This window comes from Variovorax sp. 278MFTsu5.1, assembly GCF_048305045.1.
Taxonomy (GTDB): domain Bacteria; phylum Pseudomonadota; class Gammaproteobacteria; order Burkholderiales; family Burkholderiaceae_C; genus Variovorax; species Variovorax guangxiensis.
The window spans coordinates 3,603,163-3,623,048 of sequence record NZ_CP157622.1 but is presented as its reverse complement, the minus strand read 5'-3'; the positions used below and the strand labels follow the sequence as shown (position 1 = coordinate 3,623,048).

The window sequence follows — 19,886 nt, the reverse complement described above, 5'->3', positions numbered from 1 at the left end:
CGCACGGGTTGACAGGGGGCCTGCGACGCCTGGATACTGAACTATCAGGTTCATCGTCAGAAGCGAAGGAGTCCCATGCAGAAGATCGTTCCCTGTCTCTGGTTCGACACCAACGGAGAAGAGGCGCTGAAGTTCTACAGCAGCATTTTTCCGAACTCGCGCGTGACCGACACACTGCTGTGGGGCGACGCCAACCCCAGCCGCAAGGGCTCGCTGCTCACCGCGACCTTCGAGCTCGACGGGCAGGAGTTCATGATTCTCAACGGCGGCCCGGAGTACAAGTTCAACCCGGCCATCTCGATGTTCGTGCCGTGCGAGACGCAGGCCGATGTCGACTACTACTGGGACAGGCTGCTCGAAGGCGGTGGCCAGCCGGTGCAGTGCGGCTGGCTCACCGACCGCTACGGCGTTTCGTGGCAGGTCGCGCCCAAGGCCATGATCCGCATGTTCCAGGACAAGGACGCGGCCAAGGCCAATCGCGCGATGCAGGCCATGATGAAGATGGTCAAGCTCGACCTCGCGCAGGTGCAGCGGGCCTTCGACGGCAAGTAGCCGGCGCGCCGGCTACACCAGCCGGTGGATCGACTTCTTGCGCCACACCAGCTGGTAGTAGGCAGTCTGCAGCAGCAGCATCGCCCCGAAGGTCACCGGGTAGGCCACCCAGACCCCATCGAGCCCGATGCGGTGGCTCATGACCCAGGCCACCGGCACCTCCACGCCGAGAATGCAGAAGATCGAGATCAGCGTGGGCACCAGCACCGAGCCGCTGGCGCGCATGATCCCCGACAGCGCCGAAGCCATGCCGAAGACCACCAGGCTCCACAGCATGATATGCAGCAGCGTCTGCGCGATCTCGATGACCGGCGCGCTGGTGATGAAGAAGCCCATCAGCGGCCGTGAGAACAGGTAGCCCAGCAGCACCAGGCCGCCGGTCAGCACCAGGTTCATGAGCAGCGCCGTCTTCGCGATGGCGCCGAGCCGGTTGGCCCGGCCCGCGCCGATGGCCTGCGCGCCGAGGATCGACGCGGTGATCGCGATCGAGATCGCCGGGAACTGCACGTAGGCCACCACCTGGTTCACCGCGCCGTAGGCGGCCGTGGCGTTCGAGCCGAAGCCGTTGACCATCGACAGCAGCACCACCTCGGCCAGCGCCACCACGATCATCTGCACTCCCGTGGGTACCCCGATGCGCAGCACGGCCTTCAGCAGGTGCGGCTGGATGCGCAGGTTGCGCATGAATTCCGCGTCGGGCGCGAGCGGGCTCTTGCGCTGGTGCAGGCGAAAGCCCAGCCAGGTGGTCGCCACCGCGAACGACAGCACCGACGCCCACGCGCCGCTGGCCACGCCGAGCTGCGGCAGGCCGCCCCAGCCGCGGATGAGCGCGGGCGTGACCACCAGGCCGATCAGCGTGGAAATCAGCAGCGTGAGCAGCGGCGTGACGGTGTCGCCCACGCCGCGCAGCATCGCGGTGGCCAGCAGGAAGATGAACACGCCGGGCATCGCGATCAGCATGATGCGGGCATAGCGCGTGGAGTCGGCCAGCACGTCGGGGGGCGTACCCAGCGCGGCCAGCATCGGCGTGGTGAACGCGCCTCCGAACACGGCGATCACCAGCCCCATCAGCACGCCGACGGTGAGCGTGGTGCCGGCCACGGCCTTGGCCTTGGCGACGTCGCGCGCACCCCATGCCTGGCCGATGAGCACCGAGGCGCCGGCCCCCAGGCCGATGATGAAGGCGATGAAGAAGAACATCACCGGAAAGAAGCTCGACACCGCCGCGAGCGCGCCCACGCCGAGCATCTGCCCCACGTACACGTTGTTGAGCGTGCCGGAGAGCGACTGGAGGATGTTGCTGAGCAACATCGGCGCGAGGAAGAAGAGAAAGACCTTCCACAGCGGGCGCGGCGCGTTGACGGGCGACACGGGCACGCCCTGCAGGCCGCTCTGGCCGGCACCGGGGCTGTTGCTGCTGCCGGTGCCGGTCGTCTCGGTTGTCGTTCTCATCGATGGTTCCAGCCGGCGGCCGCGAGTTTCTGCAGATGGGCGCGCACGTCGGTGGGCCAGGGGTCGATCAGGGTGGCAAAGCGCTGCTCCTCGCCGGCGAAGAGCGCGCGGGTGGCTTCCTCGAAGCCGGGCAGGTTGCCGGCGATCGCGGTCATGAAGCGGTAGGCGGCTTCCTGCGCTGCGCGCACGGTGTCGCGCTCGGCGTTCACGCGGCGCGCGTCTTCGACCAGCTTGCGCAGCGCGACCGAGGCGCCGCCGGGCTGGCGGCCGAGCCAGTCCCAGTGGCGCGGCAGCAGCGTGACTTCGCGAGCGACCACGCCGAGCTTGGGGCGGCCCACGCCGCGCGGGGCATCGTCGCGATGCGGCTCGGCCTCGGGGTAGCGCAGCTCGGGCGGAAGCTCGCGCATGTCGAGGTCGAGCTGGGCGCCGGTCTGGTCATCGAACACGAGATACGGGCCGGGGTCGTCGCGGCGGCTCAGCTGTTCGAGCACTTCGGTCTTGCTGCCGTGTGCCACGCGCTGGAAGCCGAAGAACACGGTCAAAGTGGTTGTCGGGGTGTCGGAAGACATTCGGATGTTTGTTTGTTCCTGGGGGGTACCAAGCGAAACGAGGTGCGTAATCTACTCGCTGCCGCGCTTCGATGCGCGCCATCTCGTCGCCATGTGTCGCGCATGCGCTCAGGGTGTGTTGTAGCCGTTCGCGCCGAAGCATTGAAGCTCTTCCTGCCATAGCGAAAGAAGCTTCTCGAGCTCGGCCTTGCGATCGAAACCGGGGTCCTTGCGCTCCTTGATGCGGTCGACCACCTCGAAGCTGAAATGTTCGGCGCCATGCGCGATCCAGTCCTGGCCGAGCGCCTTGCTGCGATGGGAGCGCATGTTCAGTTCGAAGCGCGCGCGGTTCATCGCGCCATCCACATCGAGGCTGCCGGCCACGTAGACGCGGCCGCTGAGCTTGTTGCGGATCGCGTAGACGCCGGCCGGGCGCGGGTTTTCCTTGTATTGCCGGATCAGGGCGCGGCGGTTTTCCGTGGACAGGTTCATGCCTCAAATATTACCCGGATTAAATTAGAACGGCAATACATCCGGGTAAAAATGGAGTTCAGCTTTCCCTGAACCGCCGCCAGCCGCGAGCCATGCGCCTGTTCAGTGCTCGCACAAGGCGCCAGGGACGGCTCTGCCGGACGAGGTCGAGCACGCGGTCCTTCCAGGCTTTCCACCGCGGATACCAGCGGGCGAACCACGGAATGCGCATCAGCGGCCCTTCGACCAGCTGGAAGATCCGCGCCACGATGGCGGTGCCCACCAGCTTGGCCAGCACCAGCACCGTGAGGGCGGTCGCCGCATGGCCACGGCTGAAGAGAAAGAGCGCCAGCACCTTCACCGGCAGAAGCAACAGCACCGGCACGAAGAAGGCCAGGAGCGCACCCCACGGCGGCAGCCGGCGCAGCCGTTCCTCGAGCGCGGCCCAGAGGGGGAGGCGGGACAGCCGCGCAGCAAGGGCCGCGAGCGGCTCCCAGCCCCACTCCTCGAAGAGCAGCAGCGCAACGATGAGCGCGGTGCCGATGGCGCGGAGCAGGGCACGCAGTACGCGCAGCACGCGCGCAAGGAATGTCATTGCGCGAGGGTAAGGCACGCAAGGGGCCGCGGGCCGCTTCGCGATCAGCCGGCGATCAGCGAGGCGGTCCGGAATGGCCGGATATCAGCCGAAATGCTTCTTCGGCGCCCGGGAAACGGGGAGGAAAGGGCCCTGCTGGGTAGAGCGAGGCTATGGCAAAAGACATGTCGAGCAGCGCTTCAAGAGGGCAGCGGGCTGGTATTACATGCGCCGCCCAAAGGGAGAATTACTACTTTTGCTTGACACGAGTAGTCAATCGCAACAAGATGCAACCAAAGTAATCAAAAAAGCTGAAGATAAAAATCTGAGTAGAAATGAATTAACTTTTGGAAACGAACAAGATGGACTAGTTGTCACAAAGGGGCTGAAATGGAAAGCGATCTCGACGTTTCGTTGACAGATTCAAGCAACTCCGCTAGGAAATACACCAACCCTGGCCAGTTCGGCGGACTACTTTCACCGTCCGCGGATACCCTCCCTTGGCCCGACTTCCTGACCGGGCAACAGACCAAGCCGGTGCGCGTCCTGCTGGTGGACGACGACCCCTTCGTGCGCCGCGTCATCGCGCAGGAATTGCTGGGCGATCTGCGCATCCAGCTCGAAGGGCAGGCAGGCACGCTGCGCGAAGGACGGCGGCTGCTGATGCAGCACGAGTTCGACGTGCTGATGGTCGACATCCGCCTCGGAGACGGCAGCGGATTCGAGCTGATCGAAGAGGCCAAGCGCCATCGCAGCGCGGCGGAGATCATCGTCATTTCCGCCCTCGAGGACGAGCCTCAGGTGCTGCATGCCTTCGAGCTCGGCGCCTCCGGCTACCTGGTCAAGAACGCGTGGTTCCAGAGCTATGCGCAGGCCGTGCTGCAGGTGGTCAATGGCGGTGCCGCCATCACCCCGCGGCTGGCCCGCCGGCTGCTCGTGCACCTCGATCACAAGCGCTCCAACGTGAACCCGGTGCGCCCGCCGGACAGCAAGGCGACGTTATCCGCCAGGGAGCGCGAAGTGTTGCGACTTGTAGCGACGGGCTACGTAACCGAAGAGATCGCTTTGCAGCTAACCATCAGTGCCCAGACGGTTAACGCGCACGTCAAGAACATCTACCGCAAGCTGCATGCGCACACCCGCGCGCAGGCCGTGAGCTTCGCTTCCCATCGGGGACTTCTCTAGGCCATGCCATGCTCGCGCCGCAGGTCCTTCAGCTTCCGCATCTTCTGGAAGACCAGTTCGTGTGGTTGTCGATCGGCTCGTGGTGCGTACTGCTCGTCTGGCTGCGCCAGCACGTCTCGCGACGCCGGCTGCTGGCATGGGCCGCGCTCGCGGGCGCGCTGCACCTGACGCCGGTCGCAGCGCAGGCCATCAGGGCAGGCTCCGCTGTCACTGTCATGGCCAGCGACATGCCGTTCGCCTTCTGGGCCCTGCAGGCGGCCAACGTGCTGGTGCTGGGAATGATCCTGGGCATCTGGTACGTCTCGCAGCGTCGGGCCGCGCGCTTTCGCCAGGCCCAGGCGGTGATGGCCGAGCGCCGCCGCATCGCCAACGACCTGCACGACGGCGTCGGTTCCCGGCTCGTGGCGCTGCTGGCCAGCCAGGACCCGAAATCGGGCGGCCCCGGCAGCCTCTCGATGGCGCTGCAGGCCTGCCTGCTCGAACTGCAGATGACGGTGGACGACCTCGACGACCAGGGCGACAGCACCGTCGTCGAGCGGCTGGGCCACCTGCGTTACCGCCTGCGCCCCGCGTTCGAGCGCATGGGCGTCGCCTTCGAATGGAACATCTCGGCCGAGACTGAAAGCTTCCCGATGCCGGCGGAGACCGCGTCGCAGGTCTGCCGCGTGGCGCAGGAGGCTTTGTCGAATGCCTTGCGCCACTCCCGCGCGACCCGCGTCGAGCTGCGCGTCGCGCCGCAGGAGCAGGGCCGGGCGATGGTGCTCGAGGTGAGCGACAACGGCAGGGGGCTGGGCCCGGCCGGGAGCGCGCCGGCCGGGGACGCGGGCCCCTCCGGCAGTCTTGGCAAGGGGCTGCGCAGCATGCATTTGCGCGCCGAGGCGATCGGTGCCGAGCTCGACATCGGCCCCGTCGCGCCGCACGGCCTGTGCGTGCGCCTCGTGGTGCCGTGCGAAGCCGAGGCAAGGCAGGAATCCGAAAGCAAGCTGTAACACGCCCGCCGGCTTGCCCGGGGCGGATGCCGTCCCCGCCTATGGCAAACTCCCGCGCTTTGCCAGGGACGCGCTCAAGACATGCAGAAAATCATTCGCCAGCTCGCCGTCGAGATCAAGGTCGGCGAGAACCAGGTGAAGGCCGCCGTCGAACTGCTCGACGGAGGCGCCACGGTTCCATTCATCGCCCGCTACCGCAAGGAAGCCACCGATGGCCTCGACGACACCCAGCTGCGCGAGATTGAAGCCCGCCTTTCCTACCTGCGCGAACTCGAGGACCGCCGCGTGGCCGTGCTCAAGGCCATCGACGAGCAGGGCAAGCTGACGCCCGAGCTGCGCGCCGCCATCGAGCTGGCGCCCACCAAGCAGGAGCTCGAAGACCTCTACCTGCCGTTCAAGCAGAAGCGCCGCACCAAGGGCCAGATCGCCCGCGAATTCGGTATCGAGCCGCTGGCCGACAAGCTGCTGGCCGACCCCACGCTCGACCCCGCCGTGGAAGCCAAGGCCTTCCTGCAGCCCGCCACCACGCTGGACGACGGCAAGCCGGGCCCCGATTTCTCCTCCGTGCCGCTCGTACTCGACGGCGTGCGCGACATCCTTTCCGAGCGCTGGGCCGAGGACGCCGCGCTGGTGCAGAGCCTGCGCGAATGGCTCTGGAACGAGGGCCTGCTGCGCTCCAGCCTCATGGCCGGCAAGGACGAGAACAACGCCGACGTCGCCAAGTTCCGCGACTACTTCGAGTACGACGAGCCCATAGGCCGCGTGCCTTCGCACCGCGCGCTGGCCGTGTTCCGCGGCCGCGCGCTCGAGATCCTCGACGCCAAGCTGGTGCTGCCGGTGGAGCCCGAGCCGGGCAAGCCCAGCATCGCCGAAGGCCGCATCGCGCTGCACCTGGGCTGGAGCCATTCGGGCCGCCCGGCCGACGACCTGATCCGCAAGTGCGTGGCCTGGACCTGGCGCGTGAAGCTCGCGCTTTCCACCGAGCGCGACCTGTTCACCCGCCTGCGCGAAGACGCCGAGAAGGTCGCCATCAAAGTGTTCGCCGACAACCTGCGCGACCTGCTGCTGGCTGCGCCCGCCGGCCCTCGCGTGGTGATGGGCCTGGACCCCGGCATCCGCACCGGTGTGAAGGTGGCCGTGGTCGATTCCACCGGCAAGCTGGTCGAGACCGCCACCGTGTTCCCGCACGAGCCGCGCAAGGACTGGGAAGGCTCGCTGCACACGCTGGGCAAGCTGTGCGCCAAGCACGGCGTGAACCTGATCGCCATCGGCAACGGCACCGCCAGCCGCGAGACCGACAAGCTCGCCGCCGACCTCATCAAGCTGCTGGCCAAGATGGCCGCGCAGGCCGGTGCCCCTGAGCTCAAGGTCGACAAGGTGGTGGTGAGCGAGGCCGGCGCTTCGGTGTACTCTGCCAGCGAGTTCGCCTCGCAGGAGATGCCCGACGTGGACGTGAGCCTTCGCGGCGCCGCCTCCATCGCGCGCCGCCTGCAGGATCCGCTGGCCGAACTCGTGAAGATCGACCCCAAGAGCATCGGCGTGGGCCAGTACCAGCACGACGTGAACCAGAGCGAGCTCGCACGCACCCTGCAGGCCGTGGTCGAAGACTGCGTGAACTCGGTGGGCGTCGACCTGAACACCGCCAGCGTGCCGCTGCTCAGCCGCGTGTCGGGCCTGTCTGCCAGCGTGGCGAAGGCGGTGGTGCGCTGGCGCGAGGCCAACGGCGCGTTCTCCACCCGCAAGCAACTGCTCGACGTGACCGGCTTCGGCCCCAAGGCCTTCGAGCAGAGCGCGGGCTTCCTGCGCATCCGCGGTGGCGCCGACCCGCTGGACATCACCGGCGTGCACCCTGAAACCTATCCGCTGGTCGAGCAGATCATCGTCAAGACCGGCAAACCTATCGCCGAGCTGATGGGCCGTGCCGACATGCTCAAGACGCTGAAGCCCGAACTCTTCGCCAACGAGAAGTTCGGCGTCATCACCGTCAAGGACATCCTGGGCGAACTCGAGAAGCCCGGCCGCGACCCACGCCCCGACTTCAAGGTGGCGCGCTTCAACGACGGCGTGGAAGACATCGCCGACCTGAAGGAGGGCATGGTGCTCGAAGGCACCGTGAGCAACGTGGCCCAGTTCGGTGCCTTCGTCGACCTCGGCGTGCACCAGGACGGACTGGTCCACGTGAGCCAGCTGAGCCACAAGTTCGTGAACGACGCGCGCGAGGTCGTGAAGACCGGCGACATCGTCAAGGTCAAGGTGATGGAAGTGGACGTGGCGCGCAAGCGCATCGGCCTGTCGATGAAGCTCGACGCCGCTCCGGCGCGCCGCGACGGCCCGCGTGACAACCGCTTCGAAGGGGCAGGACGCGGCCAGCAGCAGCACGGCCGCCGCGACAGCTCGCCGCAACCGGCGGGGCAGATGGCCAATGCCTTCGCCAAGCTGCAGGGGCTGCGCAAGTAAGTCCTGCCGAAAGAACGATTGCCCATTAAACTAGTCATCTAACTAGTTATGAATGGGTGGTCCGCCATGAAAACCTGGCCGGTACAAGACGCCAAGGCGCGTTTCAGTGAATTCCTGGAGGCTTGCCTGGTCGACGGGCCTCAGATGGTGACGAAGCGCGGCGCCGAAGCAGCCGTGCTCGTTCCGGCGGCTGAGTGGCGGCGCCTGCACGCGAGCGCCAAGCCGTCGCTCAAGGATCTGCTGCTTTCGGAAGAAGCCCGCACCGAATTTCTCGTCCCTCAGCGGGGTAGCGCTCGCAGGCGCCGCGTCATCCCGATGCGCTGAGGTCGGCATGTACCTGTTGGACACGAACGTCATTTCCGAACTCCGCAGGCCCCGCCCGCACGGCGCGGTGCTCGCGTGGATCGCCCCCATCGCGGACGGCGACCTGCATCTCTCGGCGGTGACGCTCGGAGAGATCCAGGCCGGCATCGAACTCACGCGCGAGCAGGACGCAGCCAAGGCCGACGAGATCGAGCAATGGGCGGCCATGGTTGCCGTCTCGTACAACGTCCTGCCCATGGATGCGGAAACCTTCAGGCTCTGGGCGAAGCTGATGCATCGCAGTTCGGACACGCTGTACGAGGACGCGATGATCGCCGCCACCGCCCGGCAGCACGCGCTGACCGTGGTGACCCGCAACGTCAGCGACTTCGCCGGATTCGGCGTCGAGGTTCTGAATCCTTTCGAGCAGCCGAAGGCATGAAAGCCCTGCGGATCTACGCCGGCCCCGCGGCCCGCAAGCACATCGCGCAGCACGGCCTGCGTCCGCAGGACGTGCGCACCATCCCCGGCGCGGCGGGCGGGCCGAAGGGGCTGATCCTCGGGCCGCTGGACCGCTTCATCTTCGGCCGCTGGCTGCCGCAGTCCAGCCAGCAGGTGCACCTGGTGGGTGCGTCGATCGGCGCGTGGCGGCTGTCGACGGCCTGCCTGTCGGGTTCCGACGCGGCATTCGAGCGCTTCGAGCACGACTACGTGCACCAGCAGTTCGAGGTACCGCCGGGGCAGAAGAAGCTCAGCCCGCGCCAGCTCAGCGAGCGCTTCGCCGAGAGCCTCGAAGCCTTCTATGGCGGACGTATCGCCGAGGTGCTGAGCCATCCGCGCTACCGGCTGCACGTGGTGACATCGCGCGGCCGTCACATCCTCGGGCGCGAGGGCAGGGCGCGCACGCCGGTGGGTTACCTGGGCGCCTTCGCCACCAACAGCCTTCACCGCAAGAGCCTGGGCGCGTGGCTGGAGCGCTGCGTGTTCTCCACGCCCGGCGCGGCATTGCCTTTCGCCACGCGCGACTTCCGTACGCGCCAGCACGCGTTGAGCGAGGCCAACTTCAACATGGTGCTGCAGGCCTCGTGCTCCATTCCGTTCCTGCTGGCGGCGGTGCACGACATTCCCGGCGCGCCGCGCGGCGCCTACTGGGACGGCGGCATCACCGACTACCACCTGCACCTGGACTACCAGCCGGCCGACGAGGGCATCGTGCTGTATCCGCATTTCCAGCAGGCGGTGGTGCCGGGCTGGCTCGACAAGGGCCTGCGCTGGCGCCACAAGGCCAGCGGTTTTCTCGACCGGATGGTGGTGCTCGCGCCCGACCCGGAATGGGTGCGCACGCTGCCCAACGGCAAGCTGCCCGACCGCAAGGACTTCATCCACTTCGCGAATGACGCGCAGGCGCGCATCGCGGCATGGGGCCGCGCCACGCGCGAGGCGCGGCGGCTGTCGGACGAGTTCGAGGGCTGGCTTCAGCGCGACGGCGTGCCCGAACTGCTGCCGCTCTGACCCGGCAGCGCCAGGGGCAGGGCGCAGTCGAGCACGTTCACTTCCACCGCATCGCCTACATTGAGCCGGGCGCCCGCAGGCCATCGCCCGGTGCCCAGTGAGCGGCTGTGTACGCCACCGTTGCGGTAGCGCACGACGGCGTAGGGCACCGCGGCACCGCCGTCCGAGCCGCAATCGCGATCGACCGTGGCGGCAAGCTCGCCCGCGCGCCCGACACTGACGACCTCGGCAGCGCGCCAGCCGGCCGAGCGGTCGAACGAGTGCGCATCGAAGGCCGAGCAGCCGCCCAGCATCAGCGCGCAGAGGAGGGCCGAGCGCATCACGGCACCGGCCCTGTCGCAGCGATCGCCGCCGTGGCCTGGATCTCGACGCGGTACTCGGAGTCGATCAGCTTCGCGCCCACCGTGGCGCGCGCGGGGGTATGGCCGGCGGGCACCCATTCGTCCCACACCGAGTTCATCGCGGCGTAGTCGCCCACGGTGCGCAGGTAGATCGTCACGCTTACCAGGTCCTGCTTGGTCGCCCCCTGCGTGGCGAGCAGGCGGTCGATGTGGCGCAGGATCTCGCGCATCTGCCCGGTGATGTCCAGCGAGGGGTTCTCGGCCACCTGGCCCGAGAGGTACAGCAGGCGCGCAGCGCCCAGGTCGACGGTCACCATCTCGCTGAAGCGGGGGCCCATGTCGTGGCGGATGATGTTCATGGCGATGCGGGAGAGATGGAAGAAGACGAGACGATGGCAGCTTGGGGTGCATTCCACCAGCCACCGCCCAGCGCCTGGAAGAGGGCGGCCGCGTCGGTCAGCCGCAGCGCGCGGGCCTGAACCAGATTCAGCAGCGCCTGCTGCTGCGCCTGTTGCGCGATGCGCAGCGAGAGCGCGCTGGCGTCGCCCAGCCGCACCTGCGCCTGGGTGCGCGCCAGGCTCTGCGAGGCCGTGCGCTCGGCCTTCATCGCCGCCTGCAGCGCGCGGGTGTCGGCGTCGATGGCTTCGAGCGTGTTCGCCACGTCCTGGAAGGCGGCGAGCACCGTCGCACGGTACTGCGCGGCCGCCTGGTCGAACGATGCGCGCGCGGCGGCCTCGCGATGCTTCAGCGCGCCGCCGTCGAAGATGGGCTGCGTCACGCTCCCGGCTACGGTCCAGAAGAGCGAGGAAGCCTTGAACAGGTCCGACAGCTTGTAGGCCGACGAGCCGTACGAGTTCACGCCTAGCGTCACGCTCGGCAGCCGTGCCGCGACCGCCACGCCGATGGCGGCGCTCGCCGACTTCAGCTGCGCCTCGGCCGCGCGAACGTCCGGGCGGTGCTCGACGAGGCTGGAGGGCAAGGTCAGCGGCAATTCCGTCGGCAGATGCAGGGCATCGAGATCGAAGCGCGCCTCCACGCCCTGGCTCGGGAAGCGGCCGGCCAGCGTGGCCAGCAGGTTGCGCTGCTGCGCCAGTTGCCGGTCGAGCGGCGGCAGCGTCGCTTCGGTGGCGGCCAGTGCGGCTTCCTGAGCGTCGACGTCGGCCGGCGCCACCTGACCCAGCGTCAGTTGCTTGCGGTAGGCCTGCAGCACCTCCTTCTGGCCCGCAATGATGGTCAGCGTGGCGCTTTGCTGTGCGCGCAGCGAGGCTTCGGTGATCGCGGCGGTCACCACGTTGCTGCTGAGCGTGAGCTTCGCGGCCAGGCTCTCGAAGCGCTGCTCCTCGGTTTCCGCCTTCGCGCCTTCCACCTGCCTGCGGGTGCCGCCGAACACGTCGGGCGTGTACGACACCGTCACCTGCGCCGTGTGCAGCGTGTAGAGGCTCGCGTTGGACGACACCGGGCTCGCCACCGCGCTGGCCACGCGCTGCCGCGTGGGCGAGTAGCCCAGCGCCACGCTGGGCCAGAAGGCGGCACGGTCGGCGGCTTCGTTCTCCTGCGCCGCGCGCAGGGCGGCGTCTGCCGCCTCGATGGTCGGGTTGCCGGCGAGGCTCTGCGTGACCAGCGCGTTCAGCGGCTCGCTGCGGAAGGCCTGCCACCACTGGGCCGGCACGTCGAGCTCGGGCGACAGGCGCGCCAGCGGCACGCCTTCGGCTTCCTTGCTCGCGGATGGTGAGGAGGTATATCGCTCGGGCAGGTTCAGCTGCGGGCGGGCGTAGTCGGGGCCGGCCGCGCAGCCGGCCAGCAGCATCGCCGCAATGCCGGCCGCCACGGGCGTCGCCAGGTTTGTCTTCGTTGTCTTCACTGGTTGTTCCGCTTTCCTAGCGATCGCGCCGCGAGCGCGTGCCCCAGCCCTTGCGTTCGAACACGCGTTCCATCGCGAAATACAGCGTGGGCAGGATGAAGAGAGTCAGCAGCGTCGACACCACCAGCCCGCCGACCACCACGGTCGCCAGCCCGCGCTGCACGTCGGTGCCCACGCCGGTGGCCAGGGCTGCGGGCAGCATGCCGACCGACGCCACCGTGGCCGTCATCAGCACCGGCCGCAGCCGCTCGGTCGCGCCTTCGAGCACCGAGGCCTGCAGCGCCAGCCCTTCGCCGCGCACGCGGCGGAAGTTGGCGACCATGATGATCCCGTTCTGGATCGACACGCCGAAGAGCGCGATGAAGCCCACGGCCGTCGCCACGTTGAGCGTTTCACCCGCCGCGTGCACCGCGATCAGCCCACCCAGCGTGGCCATGGGCACCACGCCGAGGATCAGCGCCACCTGCCGGATCTTTCCGAACTGGAAGAACAGCAGCACCGCCATGATGCTGACCACGATCGCCAGCGACACGCCCAGCCGCGCCTGCGCGCGCTGCTGGTTCTCGAACTGGCCGGCCCACTGCAGGTGGAATTTCGCCGGGTCGAACTTCACTTCCTTCGCTATGCGATCGCGCGCCTCGTCGAGGTAGGAGGCGAGGTCGCGGTCGCGGTTGTCCACGCGCACCGTGATCTGCCGCTCGTTCATCTCGTGCGAGATCGTGCTTTCGCCGGTCTGCAGGCGGATGTCGGCCACCTGCGCGAGTGGCACCTTGGCGCCGCTGGAGCTGTTGAGCAGCAGCGAGCCGATGGCCTCGGTGTTGCCCTTGGCGCTCCTGGGCATCTTCACCGACACGTTGTAGGTGCGGTTGCCCGAGTAAACGGTGATGACGGGCGCGCCGCCGATGCCGGTCTGGATCAGGCTGGCCACGTCGTTCGCGTTCACGCCGAAGCGCGCCGCCGCTTCGCGGTTGAGCTGGATCACCACCTGCGGGATCGGCGGCTCCTGGAACAGCGACGCGGAGGCCGTGCCGCGCACCGTCTGGAGCAGGTCGACGATCTGGTTGCCGATGCGCCGGCTTTCCTTCAGGTCGTCGCCGTAGATGCGCAGCACCAGCGGGCTGTGCGCACCGCCCACGGCGTCGTTCACGCCGTCGATGATCGGCTGGCTGATACCCACGTCGAAGCCCGGCATGCGCGCGAAGCGCTCGGTCAGGGTGCGCACGAAGTCGGCCTTCTTCACCCCGGCCGGCCACTCGCCGTACGGCTTGAGGCCTACCGGCACCTCCATGTGCGAGGGTGTCCACGGGTCGGTGCCGTCGTCGTTGCGCCCGAGCTGCGTCACCACGTACGAGACCTCGGGGTATTCGAGCAGCACATGCCGAAGCTCGGTCGCCATCTCGCTGGCCTTGTCCAGCGACAGGCCCGAGGGCAGCTGCACCTGCAGCCACAGGGCGCCTTCGTCGATGTCGGGCAGGAACTCGCGGCCGGCCGTAGCACCCAGCACCACCACCGCGGCCAGCGCCGCGACGCTCAGCCCGTAGGCGATGGCCGGCACCTCCAGCAGCCGCGCCAGCACCCGCCGGTACGCGCCCGTGAGCCACACCAGCGGCTTGTTGACGAAGGGCTTGCTCGGCTTGCGCAGCGCCACGTAGGCCAGGCTCGGAATGAGCGTCAACGCGCAGAGCAGCGCGCCCACCAGCGCATAGCCGACCGTGAACGCCATCGGCTTGAACAGCTTGCCCTCGGCCCGCTCGAAGGCGAAGAGCGGGAAGTAGGCCGTGATGATGATCAGCGTCGCGAAGAAGATCGGCCCCGACACATGGCTCACCGTCTCGAGGATGTTGCCCTCGGTGAGCGTGGCGTGCGGCTCCTCTTCGCGGCGCCGCAGGATGGCCTCCATCACCACGATCGCGCCGTCCACGATGATGCCGAAGTCGATCGCGCCCAGCGAGAACAGGTTGGCCGGCATGCGGGTGAAGTGCATCACGATGAACACCGTCACCAGCGACATCGGAATGGCCACCGCCGCCACCACCGCGCTGCGCGGGCTGCCCAGGAAAAGAATGAGCACGAAGCACACCAGCGCCATGCCTTCGAGCACCGTGTGCGTCACCTTGTCGACGGTGAGCTTCACCAGGTCGTCGCGGTCGATGTAGGGCACGATCTTCACGCCCATGGGCGCGAGCTCGGCCTGCAGATCGTCGATCTTCCTGTGCACGCCTTCGAGCACGCGCGAGGGGTTCTCGTACTTGAGCATCAGCACGATGCCCTCGATGGTGTCCGGGTTGGTGTCCTTGCCCAGGATGCCGCCGCGCTCCTGGTGGCCGAACTGCAGCCGCCCCAGGTCGCGCACCAGCACCGGCGAGCCGCTGCTCTGCGCCACCACCACCGAGCCCAGGTCGTCCAGCGTGCGGATCTGGCCGATGCCGCGCACCACGTAGCTCTGGTCGCCGCGCGCGATGCGCCCGCCGCCGGCGTTGGCGCTGTTGTTGTTGATGGCCGTGACCACGTCGTTGAGCACCAGTCCGTACTTCTGCAGCCGCGCCGGGTCCAGCTCCAACTGGAACTCGCGGGTGAAGCCGCCGAAGTTGTTGATGTCGACCACGCCGGCCACCTGCTTGAGCGCGGGAATCACCTTCCAGCGCTGCAGCTCCGACAGCTCCATCAGGTTCTTGCTGTCCGACTCCAGCGTGTAGCGGTAGATCTCGCCGGCCGGCCCCGCCACCGGCCCCAGGCCGGGCTGCGCGCCCGAGGGCAGGCTGACCTGGCCGATGCGCTCGGTCACGCGCTGGCGTGCGAAGTAGTCGTCGGTGCCGTCCTTGAAGGTCAGCGTGATCAGCGACAGCCCGAAGGTGCTGCTGGAGCGGATCGAGGCCAGCCCCGGCGTGTTGCTCAGTGCGCGCTCCAGCGGCGTGGTGATCTGCTGCTCGATCTCCTCGGCGGCCAGGCCGTTGACCTGCGTGGTCACCTGCACGTTCACGTCGCCGAGGTCGGGATAGGCCTCCACCGTCATCTGCGTCCACGACCACGCGCCGAAGAGCACGAGCGCCACCGACATCGCCCAGGCCAGGTGCCTGCGGCGAAAGAACTGGGTGATGACGAGATTAATCATTCAGCAGCACACCACCACGGACCACCACGCGCTCGCCCGCGGCCAGGCCGCTGCGGATGCGGACCTTGTCGCCGTCTTCCCGGCCCAGCTCCACCGTGCGGCGCACGAAGGTCCAGGGCTCGGCCTCGACGAAGACGCTCACGCTGTCGTTGTTCATCAGCAGCGCCGATGCCGGCACCTGCGGCTGCGCGCCCTGCGGCACGCCCAGCACCGCCGTCGCGTACATGTTGGGCTTGAAGATGCCTTCGGGGTTGGCGAACATGATGCGCGCGCGGGCGCGGCGCGTGTCGGCGTCGAGCACCGCGCTCACGAAGGCCACCTTGCCGCTGAAGCTGCGGCCCGGGTAGGCGGCCAACGTGACCACCACGTTCTGCCCGGGCGCGACCGTGCCCACGACGCTCTCGGGCACGTTGACCGTGACCCAGACCGAATCGAGGTTCGACACCGTCATCAGCGCCGCGTTGGCGTCGTTCAGGTTCGCGCCGGCGGCCGCGTTCAGCGCGGTGATCGTGCCCGACGTGGGCGCGACGATCTTCAGCACCGGGCCGGCCTGGGCTCCGCTGCCTTCCGCGCCGAGGCTGCGCAGGCGTGCCTCGCTGCGCTGCAGTTCAGCCTTCTGCTGGGCGACGGCGCTCTGGGCCGCTTCCACGTCCTTCACGGCGTTGGAGCCGGCCTCGTTCACGGCGCGTGCACGCACCAGTGCGCGCTGCGCGAGGTCGAGTGCGTCGCGGGCCTTCTGCGCGTCGGCTACGGCCTGCGCGAGGTCGGGCGAACTCATCGTCGCAAGTACCTGGCCGCGCTTGACGGTATCGCCCAGGCGCACCTTGAGTTCGAGCAGCCTGCCGGTCAGCGGCGGGAGGATGTTGACGGTATTGGCCGGGTTGGCCTCCACCGTGGCGGGCAGACTCACCTCGTGCGGCAGCGTGTCCTGGCCCACCGTGGCAACGAGCAGCCGGTCGCGCAGCGGCGAACCGGCAGGTACGCTCAGGCGGTTGCCCTGGCGCACGAGCATCGGCGCGGGAGCGGCGACCACCGTGGTGGCGGCATGGGCGGCGCCGTCGAAGGAGTCGACGCACAGGGCCGCGCAGGTCATCACGCCGAAGACGATGCGCGCGGGAGTGATCTGGTAGAGGGATTTCTTCTTCATCGCGATACGGATCTCGCGGGACGGGCGCGCCGTGCACGGGACGCCTTCCCATGCCCTCGATCCGCTCCCGTCTCCTGCCGGGGAGCGTAAGAAAAGGCGCCTGAAGAAGCTCCCAAGAAATCCTGAAGTTCGCTTAAGGATCGGTCCGGTGGCCGGAAGTCAGGAACGCGCGGCATGATCCGCGCCATGAGAATTCTGCTGATCGAAGACGACCGCAAGGCCGCCCGGCTGCTGGCCCGGGGCCTGCAGGAAGAGGGCTTCGTGGTCGACGTGGTGCACACCGCGGAGGAGGGCGACGAAGAGGCTTTCGTCGTCGCCTACGACCTGATCGTGCTCGACTGGATGCTGCCCGGAAAGGACGGCCTCACCCTGTGCCGCGACCTGCGCCAGCGCGGCTGCAAGACGCCCGTGCTCATGCTCACCGCTCGCGATGCGCTGAGCGACCGCGTGGCTGGCCTGAACACCGGCGCCGACGACTACCTCACCAAGCCCTTCGCCTTCGACGAACTGCTGGCACGCGTGCGCGCGCTGTTGCGCCGCTCCGAACTCGTGCGCCCGACGGTGCTTGCGCTGGCCGACCTCAGCCTCGACCCGATGAGCCAGCGCGTGCTGCGTGGCGGCATGGTGCTGGAGCTGACCCACAAGGAGTTCGCGATCCTGCAGATCCTGCTGCGCCACGCCGGCGAGGTGGTCAGCCGCTCGCGCCTGGCCGAGCAGGTGTGGAAGGACGACATGATTTCCATCGACAACCTGATCGACGTGCACATCAGCAACCTGCGCCGCAAGGTCGACGCGCCGCCGGCCGCGCCGCTGATCCAGACCGTGCGCGGGCGAGGCTTCAGGCTGGCGCTGGCGGACGACGGCGCAGGTGGCGGCGGAAGCGTCGCGCATGCTTAGCTTCCGCAAGCGGCTGGCGCTGGCACACGTCAGCGTGATCGTGGTGGTGATGGCGGTCGCCGCCCTCGGCTCGTACCTGGTGTTCTCGCGCAACGTGCACCGCGAGCTCGACGCCGCGCTGCTGGCGCTGGCCGAGACCGAGATGGGCATGCTGCTGTCGGCCGGCGAGAGTGACACCGTCATCGTCCACGAGGCGCCACCCGGCCCCGGCGCGCCTTCTTTCGTGCGACTCGACAGGCTGGTGCAGATCATCGACGCCGATGGTCGCGTGCTTGCGCGCAGCAGCAACCTCGGCGAGGCGCAGCTGCCCATTCCGGCCGCGCTGCGCGAGCGGCTCGCGGCGGGCGAGACCGTGTTCGAGACGCTCGACGGCTACGGCGAGGAGCCTACGCGAATGGTCTCGGTGCCCGTGCCCGGTCGCGCCTCGCTGCTCGCGGTGCAGGTGGCGGGCTCGCTGGACGACGTGAACCGCACCGTGGCCATGGCCAGCGCGCTGTTCATCATCCTCGGCGGTGCGCTGCTGCTGGCGCTGGGCGCGGCCGGCGCGCTCATCACCCGGCGCGCCTTCGGCGCCATCGACGACGTGGTGCGGCAGGCCCACCGCATCGGCGACGCGAACCTCGGCGAAAGGCTGCCCCACCCCGGAACGCGCGACGAGATCGGACGGCTGGTCGACACGCTCAACGACATGCTGGCGCGCATCGAGCAGGGCATGGAGGCGCAGCGACGCTTCACGGCCGACGCCTCCCACGAGCTGCGCTCGCCGCTGTCGCGCCTGCGCACGGAGCTGGAACTGGCTCTGCGCAGGCCGCGCGAACCGGCCGCGTACGTGGAGACACTGCGTTCGTCGCTGGAAGAAGTCGAGTCGCTCACGCTGCTCGTCGAGGAACTGCTGGTGCTGGCCCGGCTCGACGCCGGCCAGGAACGCGATGCGGTGGAAACGGTGTCGCTGAACCAGCTCGCCGAGGAAACATTGAGACGGCTGGAGCCGCTGGCGCGCGAGCGCCGCCTTGCCCTGTCGCTGGAACCTGCACTGCCAGTGGCTGCGCGGGTCGCCCGTGGCGCGGCCAGCCTTGCACTTGCCAACCTGCTCGACAACGCCCTGAAGTTCTCGCCGCCAGGCACCACCGTGCGCGTGAGCCTGCGCGCGGACACGGAGGCGAACGAGGCGGTCATCACCGTGTCTGACAGCGGCCCGGGCATTCGCGGCGACGAGATGCCGCACCTGTTCGAACGCTTCTATCGTGGCGCCACGGCGCGCTCTGACGAGAAGACGCCGGGCCTGGGCCTCGGGCTGGCGCTTTCGCAGGCCGTGGTGCACGCGCATGGCGGGCGGATCGAGGCGGCGAACGAGAGCGGGGGAGGGGCGCGGTTCGACATGAGGTTGCCGCTGGCGGTGCCGGGCAAACCCTGACCGGGCACGCGAATGGCGCTTCGAGAATGACCCGGTCCATTCCCGAAACGACGCAATGAAAGGGTCCCCGCCGCCATGTCCCAAGCCACGCTGTCCCGCCGCCGGTTCACGCTCGCCACCGCCGCCGCAAGCCTTGCCTTGCCGTCCTTCGCGCAGACCGCATGGCCCACCAAGCCGATCCGCGTGATCGTGCCCTACACGCCCGGCGGCTTCACCGACCAGATGGCGCGGCTGGTGCAGATCGGGCTGCAGACGAAGCTCGGGCAGCCGGTGCTGGTCGACAACAAGCCGGGCGCCAACAGCCTGATCGGCGTCGATGCGATCGCGAAGGCGGCGCCGGACGGCACGACCTTCGGCGTGGTCATCGCGGCCTATGCGGCCAACACCACGCTGTACCCCAAGCTGCCCTACGACCCGCGCAAGGACCTGACGGGCGTTTCGCTGATGGGCGTGTCGCCGCTGCTGGCTGCAGTGAATGTCGATGCGCCGTTCAAGACTGCGCGCGAGCTCATCGACTATGCGCGCGCCAATCCGGGCAAGGTGAGCTTCGGCTCCTCGGGCAACGGCTCGGCCGCGCACCTGACCACCGAGCTGTGGAAGTCGCTGACGCAGACCTACATGATCCACATCCCGTACCGCGGCGCGGTGCCGGCGCTGACGGACCTGATGGGCGGGCAGATCCAGCTTTTCTTCGACGCGCCCACGGGCCTCATCAACCAGGCCAAGGCCGGCAAGGTGCGGCTGATCGGCGTGGCGGGCGACAAGCGGCTGGCGGCGGCGCCCGATGTGCCGACCTTCATCGAGCAGGGTTTCGCGGGCTTCACCGGCAGCACCTGGGCCGGCATGCTGGCGCCGGCGGGCACGCCGCGCGACATCGTCAGGCGCATGTCGCAGGAGGTGGCGAACATCATCAGGAGCGACGACACGCGCGCCAAGCTGGATGCGATGGGCACCATTCCCGCAGGCAGCACGCCGGAGGAATTCGATGCGTTCATCACCGCCGAGACGGCGAAATGGGGAAAGGTGATCCGCACCGCGGGCGTGAAAGCCGAATAACAAGCGCAGTAGCGC

At 68.3% G+C, this 19,886-nt stretch carries 20 protein-coding genes; 11 read left to right on the top strand and 9 right to left on the bottom strand.

Annotated elements, in window-relative coordinates:
* Positions 1-75: 75 nt before the first annotated feature.
* Positions 76-552, top strand: coding sequence for a VOC family protein (locus tag ABL844_RS16865; RefSeq protein WP_126020037.1), 477 nt, complete (start codon positions 76-78; stop codon positions 550-552).
* Positions 553-564: 12 nt separating this feature from the next.
* Here ABL844_RS16865 and ABL844_RS16860 read toward each other — a convergent pair whose 3' ends face one another.
* From ABL844_RS16860 to ABL844_RS16845, 4 genes are all read right to left on the bottom strand, one after another.
* A complete protein-coding gene (locus ABL844_RS16860) occupies positions 565-2,004 on the bottom strand; it encodes an MATE family efflux transporter (RefSeq protein WP_418128260.1) in 1,440 nt (479 codons plus the stop codon).
* Positions 2,001-2,573, bottom strand: coding sequence for a DUF2239 family protein (locus ABL844_RS16855; RefSeq protein ID WP_126020032.1), 573 nt, complete (start codon positions 2,571-2,573; stop codon positions 2,001-2,003). Before ABL844_RS16855 ends, ABL844_RS16860 begins: the two co-directional genes overlap by 4 nt.
* Before the next feature lie 108 nt (positions 2,574-2,681).
* Complete coding sequence (locus ABL844_RS16850; protein WP_418116453.1) at positions 2,682-3,044, bottom strand: GIY-YIG nuclease family protein; 363 nt, start codon at positions 3,042-3,044, stop codon at positions 2,682-2,684.
* Positions 3,045-3,102: 58 nt separating this feature from the next.
* On the bottom strand, positions 3,103-3,618 hold the full coding sequence (locus tag ABL844_RS16845) for a hypothetical protein (RefSeq protein WP_369662275.1): 516 nt from the start codon (positions 3,616-3,618) through the stop codon (positions 3,103-3,105).
* 73 nt (positions 3,619-3,691) lie between these two features.
* Between ABL844_RS16845 and ABL844_RS16840 the strand changes: the two genes are divergently transcribed.
* From ABL844_RS16840 to ABL844_RS16810, 7 genes are all read left to right on the top strand, one after another.
* On the top strand, positions 3,692-4,015 hold the full coding sequence (locus ABL844_RS16840) for a hypothetical protein (RefSeq protein WP_418128259.1): 324 nt from the start codon (positions 3,692-3,694) through the stop codon (positions 4,013-4,015).
* The gene (locus ABL844_RS16835) at positions 3,988-4,782 is read left to right on the top strand and encodes a LuxR C-terminal-related transcriptional regulator (RefSeq protein ID WP_126020026.1); all 795 of its coding nucleotides are present in this window, start codon (positions 3,988-3,990) and stop codon (positions 4,780-4,782) included. The genes ABL844_RS16840 and ABL844_RS16835 overlap by 28 nt, the downstream gene beginning before the upstream one ends.
* An 8-nt stretch (positions 4,783-4,790) precedes the next feature.
* Complete coding sequence (locus ABL844_RS16830) at positions 4,791-5,771, top strand: sensor histidine kinase (protein WP_418128258.1); 981 nt, start codon at positions 4,791-4,793, stop codon at positions 5,769-5,771.
* A gap of 81 nt (positions 5,772-5,852) precedes the next feature.
* Positions 5,853-8,228: a Tex family protein gene (locus tag ABL844_RS16825; RefSeq protein WP_418128257.1), complete on the top strand. Its 2,376-nt coding sequence runs from the start codon at positions 5,853-5,855 to the stop codon at positions 8,226-8,228.
* Positions 8,229-8,294: 66 nt separating this feature from the next.
* Complete coding sequence (locus tag ABL844_RS16820; protein WP_369662278.1) at positions 8,295-8,552, top strand: type II toxin-antitoxin system Phd/YefM family antitoxin; 258 nt, start codon at positions 8,295-8,297, stop codon at positions 8,550-8,552.
* Between the two features lie 7 nt (positions 8,553-8,559).
* Positions 8,560-8,973 (top strand): type II toxin-antitoxin system VapC family toxin, encoded by a 414-nt coding sequence (locus ABL844_RS16815; RefSeq protein WP_369662279.1) that lies wholly within the window; start codon positions 8,560-8,562, stop codon positions 8,971-8,973.
* Positions 8,970-10,043, top strand: a complete 1,074-nt coding sequence (locus tag ABL844_RS16810; protein WP_418128256.1) for a phospholipase — start codon at positions 8,970-8,972, stop codon at positions 10,041-10,043. Before ABL844_RS16815 ends, ABL844_RS16810 begins: the two co-directional genes overlap by 4 nt.
* Here the strand turns inward: ABL844_RS16810 and ABL844_RS16805 are convergent.
* The 5 genes from ABL844_RS16805 to ABL844_RS16785 all read right to left on the bottom strand — a co-directional run bounded on the left by ABL844_RS16805 (position 10,007) and on the right by ABL844_RS16785 (position 16,504).
* A complete protein-coding gene (locus ABL844_RS16805) occupies positions 10,007-10,363 on the bottom strand; it encodes a hypothetical protein (RefSeq protein ID WP_418116448.1) in 357 nt (118 codons plus the stop codon). The two genes, ABL844_RS16810 and ABL844_RS16805, sit on opposite strands and share 37 nt — an antisense overlap.
* Positions 10,363-10,743 carry a RidA family protein gene (locus tag ABL844_RS16800; protein ID WP_369662282.1) on the bottom strand — a complete coding sequence of 127 codons (381 nt, stop codon included), beginning with the start codon at positions 10,741-10,743 and terminating at the stop codon, positions 10,363-10,365. The genes ABL844_RS16805 and ABL844_RS16800 overlap by 1 nt, the downstream gene beginning before the upstream one ends.
* Positions 10,740-12,191, bottom strand: a complete 1,452-nt coding sequence (locus ABL844_RS16795; protein WP_418131913.1) for an efflux transporter outer membrane subunit — start codon at positions 12,189-12,191, stop codon at positions 10,740-10,742. Before ABL844_RS16795 ends, ABL844_RS16800 begins: the two co-directional genes overlap by 4 nt.
* A 70-nt stretch (positions 12,192-12,261) precedes the next feature.
* Positions 12,262-15,357 carry an efflux RND transporter permease subunit gene (locus ABL844_RS16790; RefSeq protein ID WP_418128255.1) on the bottom strand — a complete coding sequence of 1,032 codons (3,096 nt, stop codon included), beginning with the start codon at positions 15,355-15,357 and terminating at the stop codon, positions 12,262-12,264.
* Complete coding sequence (locus tag ABL844_RS16785; protein ID WP_418128254.1) at positions 15,350-16,504, bottom strand: efflux RND transporter periplasmic adaptor subunit; 1,155 nt, start codon at positions 16,502-16,504, stop codon at positions 15,350-15,352. Before ABL844_RS16785 ends, ABL844_RS16790 begins: the two co-directional genes overlap by 8 nt.
* A 186-nt stretch (positions 16,505-16,690) precedes the next feature.
* Here ABL844_RS16785 and ABL844_RS16780 point away from each other — a divergent pair, with 186 nt between their 5' ends.
* The 3 genes from ABL844_RS16780 (at position 16,691) to ABL844_RS16770 (ending at position 19,871) form a co-directional block, all read left to right on the top strand.
* Positions 16,691-17,401 carry a response regulator transcription factor gene (locus ABL844_RS16780; protein ID WP_418128253.1) on the top strand — a complete coding sequence of 237 codons (711 nt, stop codon included), beginning with the start codon at positions 16,691-16,693 and terminating at the stop codon, positions 17,399-17,401.
* Entirely contained in the window at positions 17,394-18,815 is a 1,422-nt protein-coding gene (locus ABL844_RS16775) for a sensor histidine kinase (protein ID WP_418128252.1), read from the top strand. Before ABL844_RS16780 ends, ABL844_RS16775 begins: the two co-directional genes overlap by 8 nt.
* A gap of 75 nt (positions 18,816-18,890) precedes the next feature.
* Positions 18,891-19,871: a tripartite tricarboxylate transporter substrate binding protein gene (locus ABL844_RS16770; protein WP_369662288.1), complete on the top strand. Its 981-nt coding sequence runs from the start codon at positions 18,891-18,893 to the stop codon at positions 19,869-19,871.
* Positions 19,872-19,886: the final 15 nt, after the last annotated feature.

What these genes read in the sequence shown, in the direction of transcription:
- ABL844_RS16865 (WP_126020037.1), top strand. Translation starts at nt 76, where the DNA reads ATGCAGAAGATCGTTCCCTGTCTCTGGTTCGACACCAACGGAGAAGAG.
- ABL844_RS16860 (WP_418128260.1), bottom strand. Translation starts at nt 2,004, where the DNA reads ATGAGAACGACAACCGAGACGACCGGCACCGGCAGCAGCAACAGCCCC.
- ABL844_RS16855 (WP_126020032.1), bottom strand. Translation starts at nt 2,573, where the DNA reads ATGTCTTCCGACACCCCGACAACCACTTTGACCGTGTTCTTCGGCTTC.
- ABL844_RS16850 (WP_418116453.1), bottom strand. Translation starts at nt 3,044, where the DNA reads ATGAACCTGTCCACGGAAAACCGCCGCGCCCTGATCCGGCAATACAAG.
- ABL844_RS16845 (WP_369662275.1), bottom strand. Translation starts at nt 3,618, where the DNA reads ATGACATTCCTTGCGCGCGTGCTGCGCGTACTGCGTGCCCTGCTCCGC.
- ABL844_RS16840 (WP_418128259.1), top strand. Translation starts at nt 3,692, where the DNA reads ATGGCCGGATATCAGCCGAAATGCTTCTTCGGCGCCCGGGAAACGGGG.
- ABL844_RS16835 (WP_126020026.1), top strand. Translation starts at nt 3,988, where the DNA reads ATGGAAAGCGATCTCGACGTTTCGTTGACAGATTCAAGCAACTCCGCT.
- ABL844_RS16830 (WP_418128258.1), top strand. Translation starts at nt 4,791, where the DNA reads ATGCTCGCGCCGCAGGTCCTTCAGCTTCCGCATCTTCTGGAAGACCAG.
- ABL844_RS16825 (WP_418128257.1), top strand. Translation starts at nt 5,853, where the DNA reads ATGCAGAAAATCATTCGCCAGCTCGCCGTCGAGATCAAGGTCGGCGAG.
- ABL844_RS16820 (WP_369662278.1), top strand. Translation starts at nt 8,295, where the DNA reads ATGAAAACCTGGCCGGTACAAGACGCCAAGGCGCGTTTCAGTGAATTC.
- ABL844_RS16815 (WP_369662279.1), top strand. Translation starts at nt 8,560, where the DNA reads ATGTACCTGTTGGACACGAACGTCATTTCCGAACTCCGCAGGCCCCGC.
- ABL844_RS16810 (WP_418128256.1), top strand. Translation starts at nt 8,970, where the DNA reads ATGAAAGCCCTGCGGATCTACGCCGGCCCCGCGGCCCGCAAGCACATC.
- ABL844_RS16805 (WP_418116448.1), bottom strand. Translation starts at nt 10,363, where the DNA reads ATGCGCTCGGCCCTCCTCTGCGCGCTGATGCTGGGCGGCTGCTCGGCC.
- ABL844_RS16800 (WP_369662282.1), bottom strand. Translation starts at nt 10,743, where the DNA reads ATGAACATCATCCGCCACGACATGGGCCCCCGCTTCAGCGAGATGGTG.
- ABL844_RS16795 (WP_418131913.1), bottom strand. Translation starts at nt 12,191, where the DNA reads ATGCTGCTGGCCGGCTGCGCGGCCGGCCCCGACTACGCCCGCCCGCAG.
- ABL844_RS16790 (WP_418128255.1), bottom strand. Translation starts at nt 15,357, where the DNA reads ATGATTAATCTCGTCATCACCCAGTTCTTTCGCCGCAGGCACCTGGCC.
- ABL844_RS16785 (WP_418128254.1), bottom strand. Translation starts at nt 16,504, where the DNA reads ATGAAGAAGAAATCCCTCTACCAGATCACTCCCGCGCGCATCGTCTTC.
- ABL844_RS16780 (WP_418128253.1), top strand. Translation starts at nt 16,691, where the DNA reads ATGAGAATTCTGCTGATCGAAGACGACCGCAAGGCCGCCCGGCTGCTG.
- ABL844_RS16775 (WP_418128252.1), top strand. Translation starts at nt 17,394, where the DNA reads ATGCTTAGCTTCCGCAAGCGGCTGGCGCTGGCACACGTCAGCGTGATC.
- ABL844_RS16770 (WP_369662288.1), top strand. Translation starts at nt 18,891, where the DNA reads ATGTCCCAAGCCACGCTGTCCCGCCGCCGGTTCACGCTCGCCACCGCC.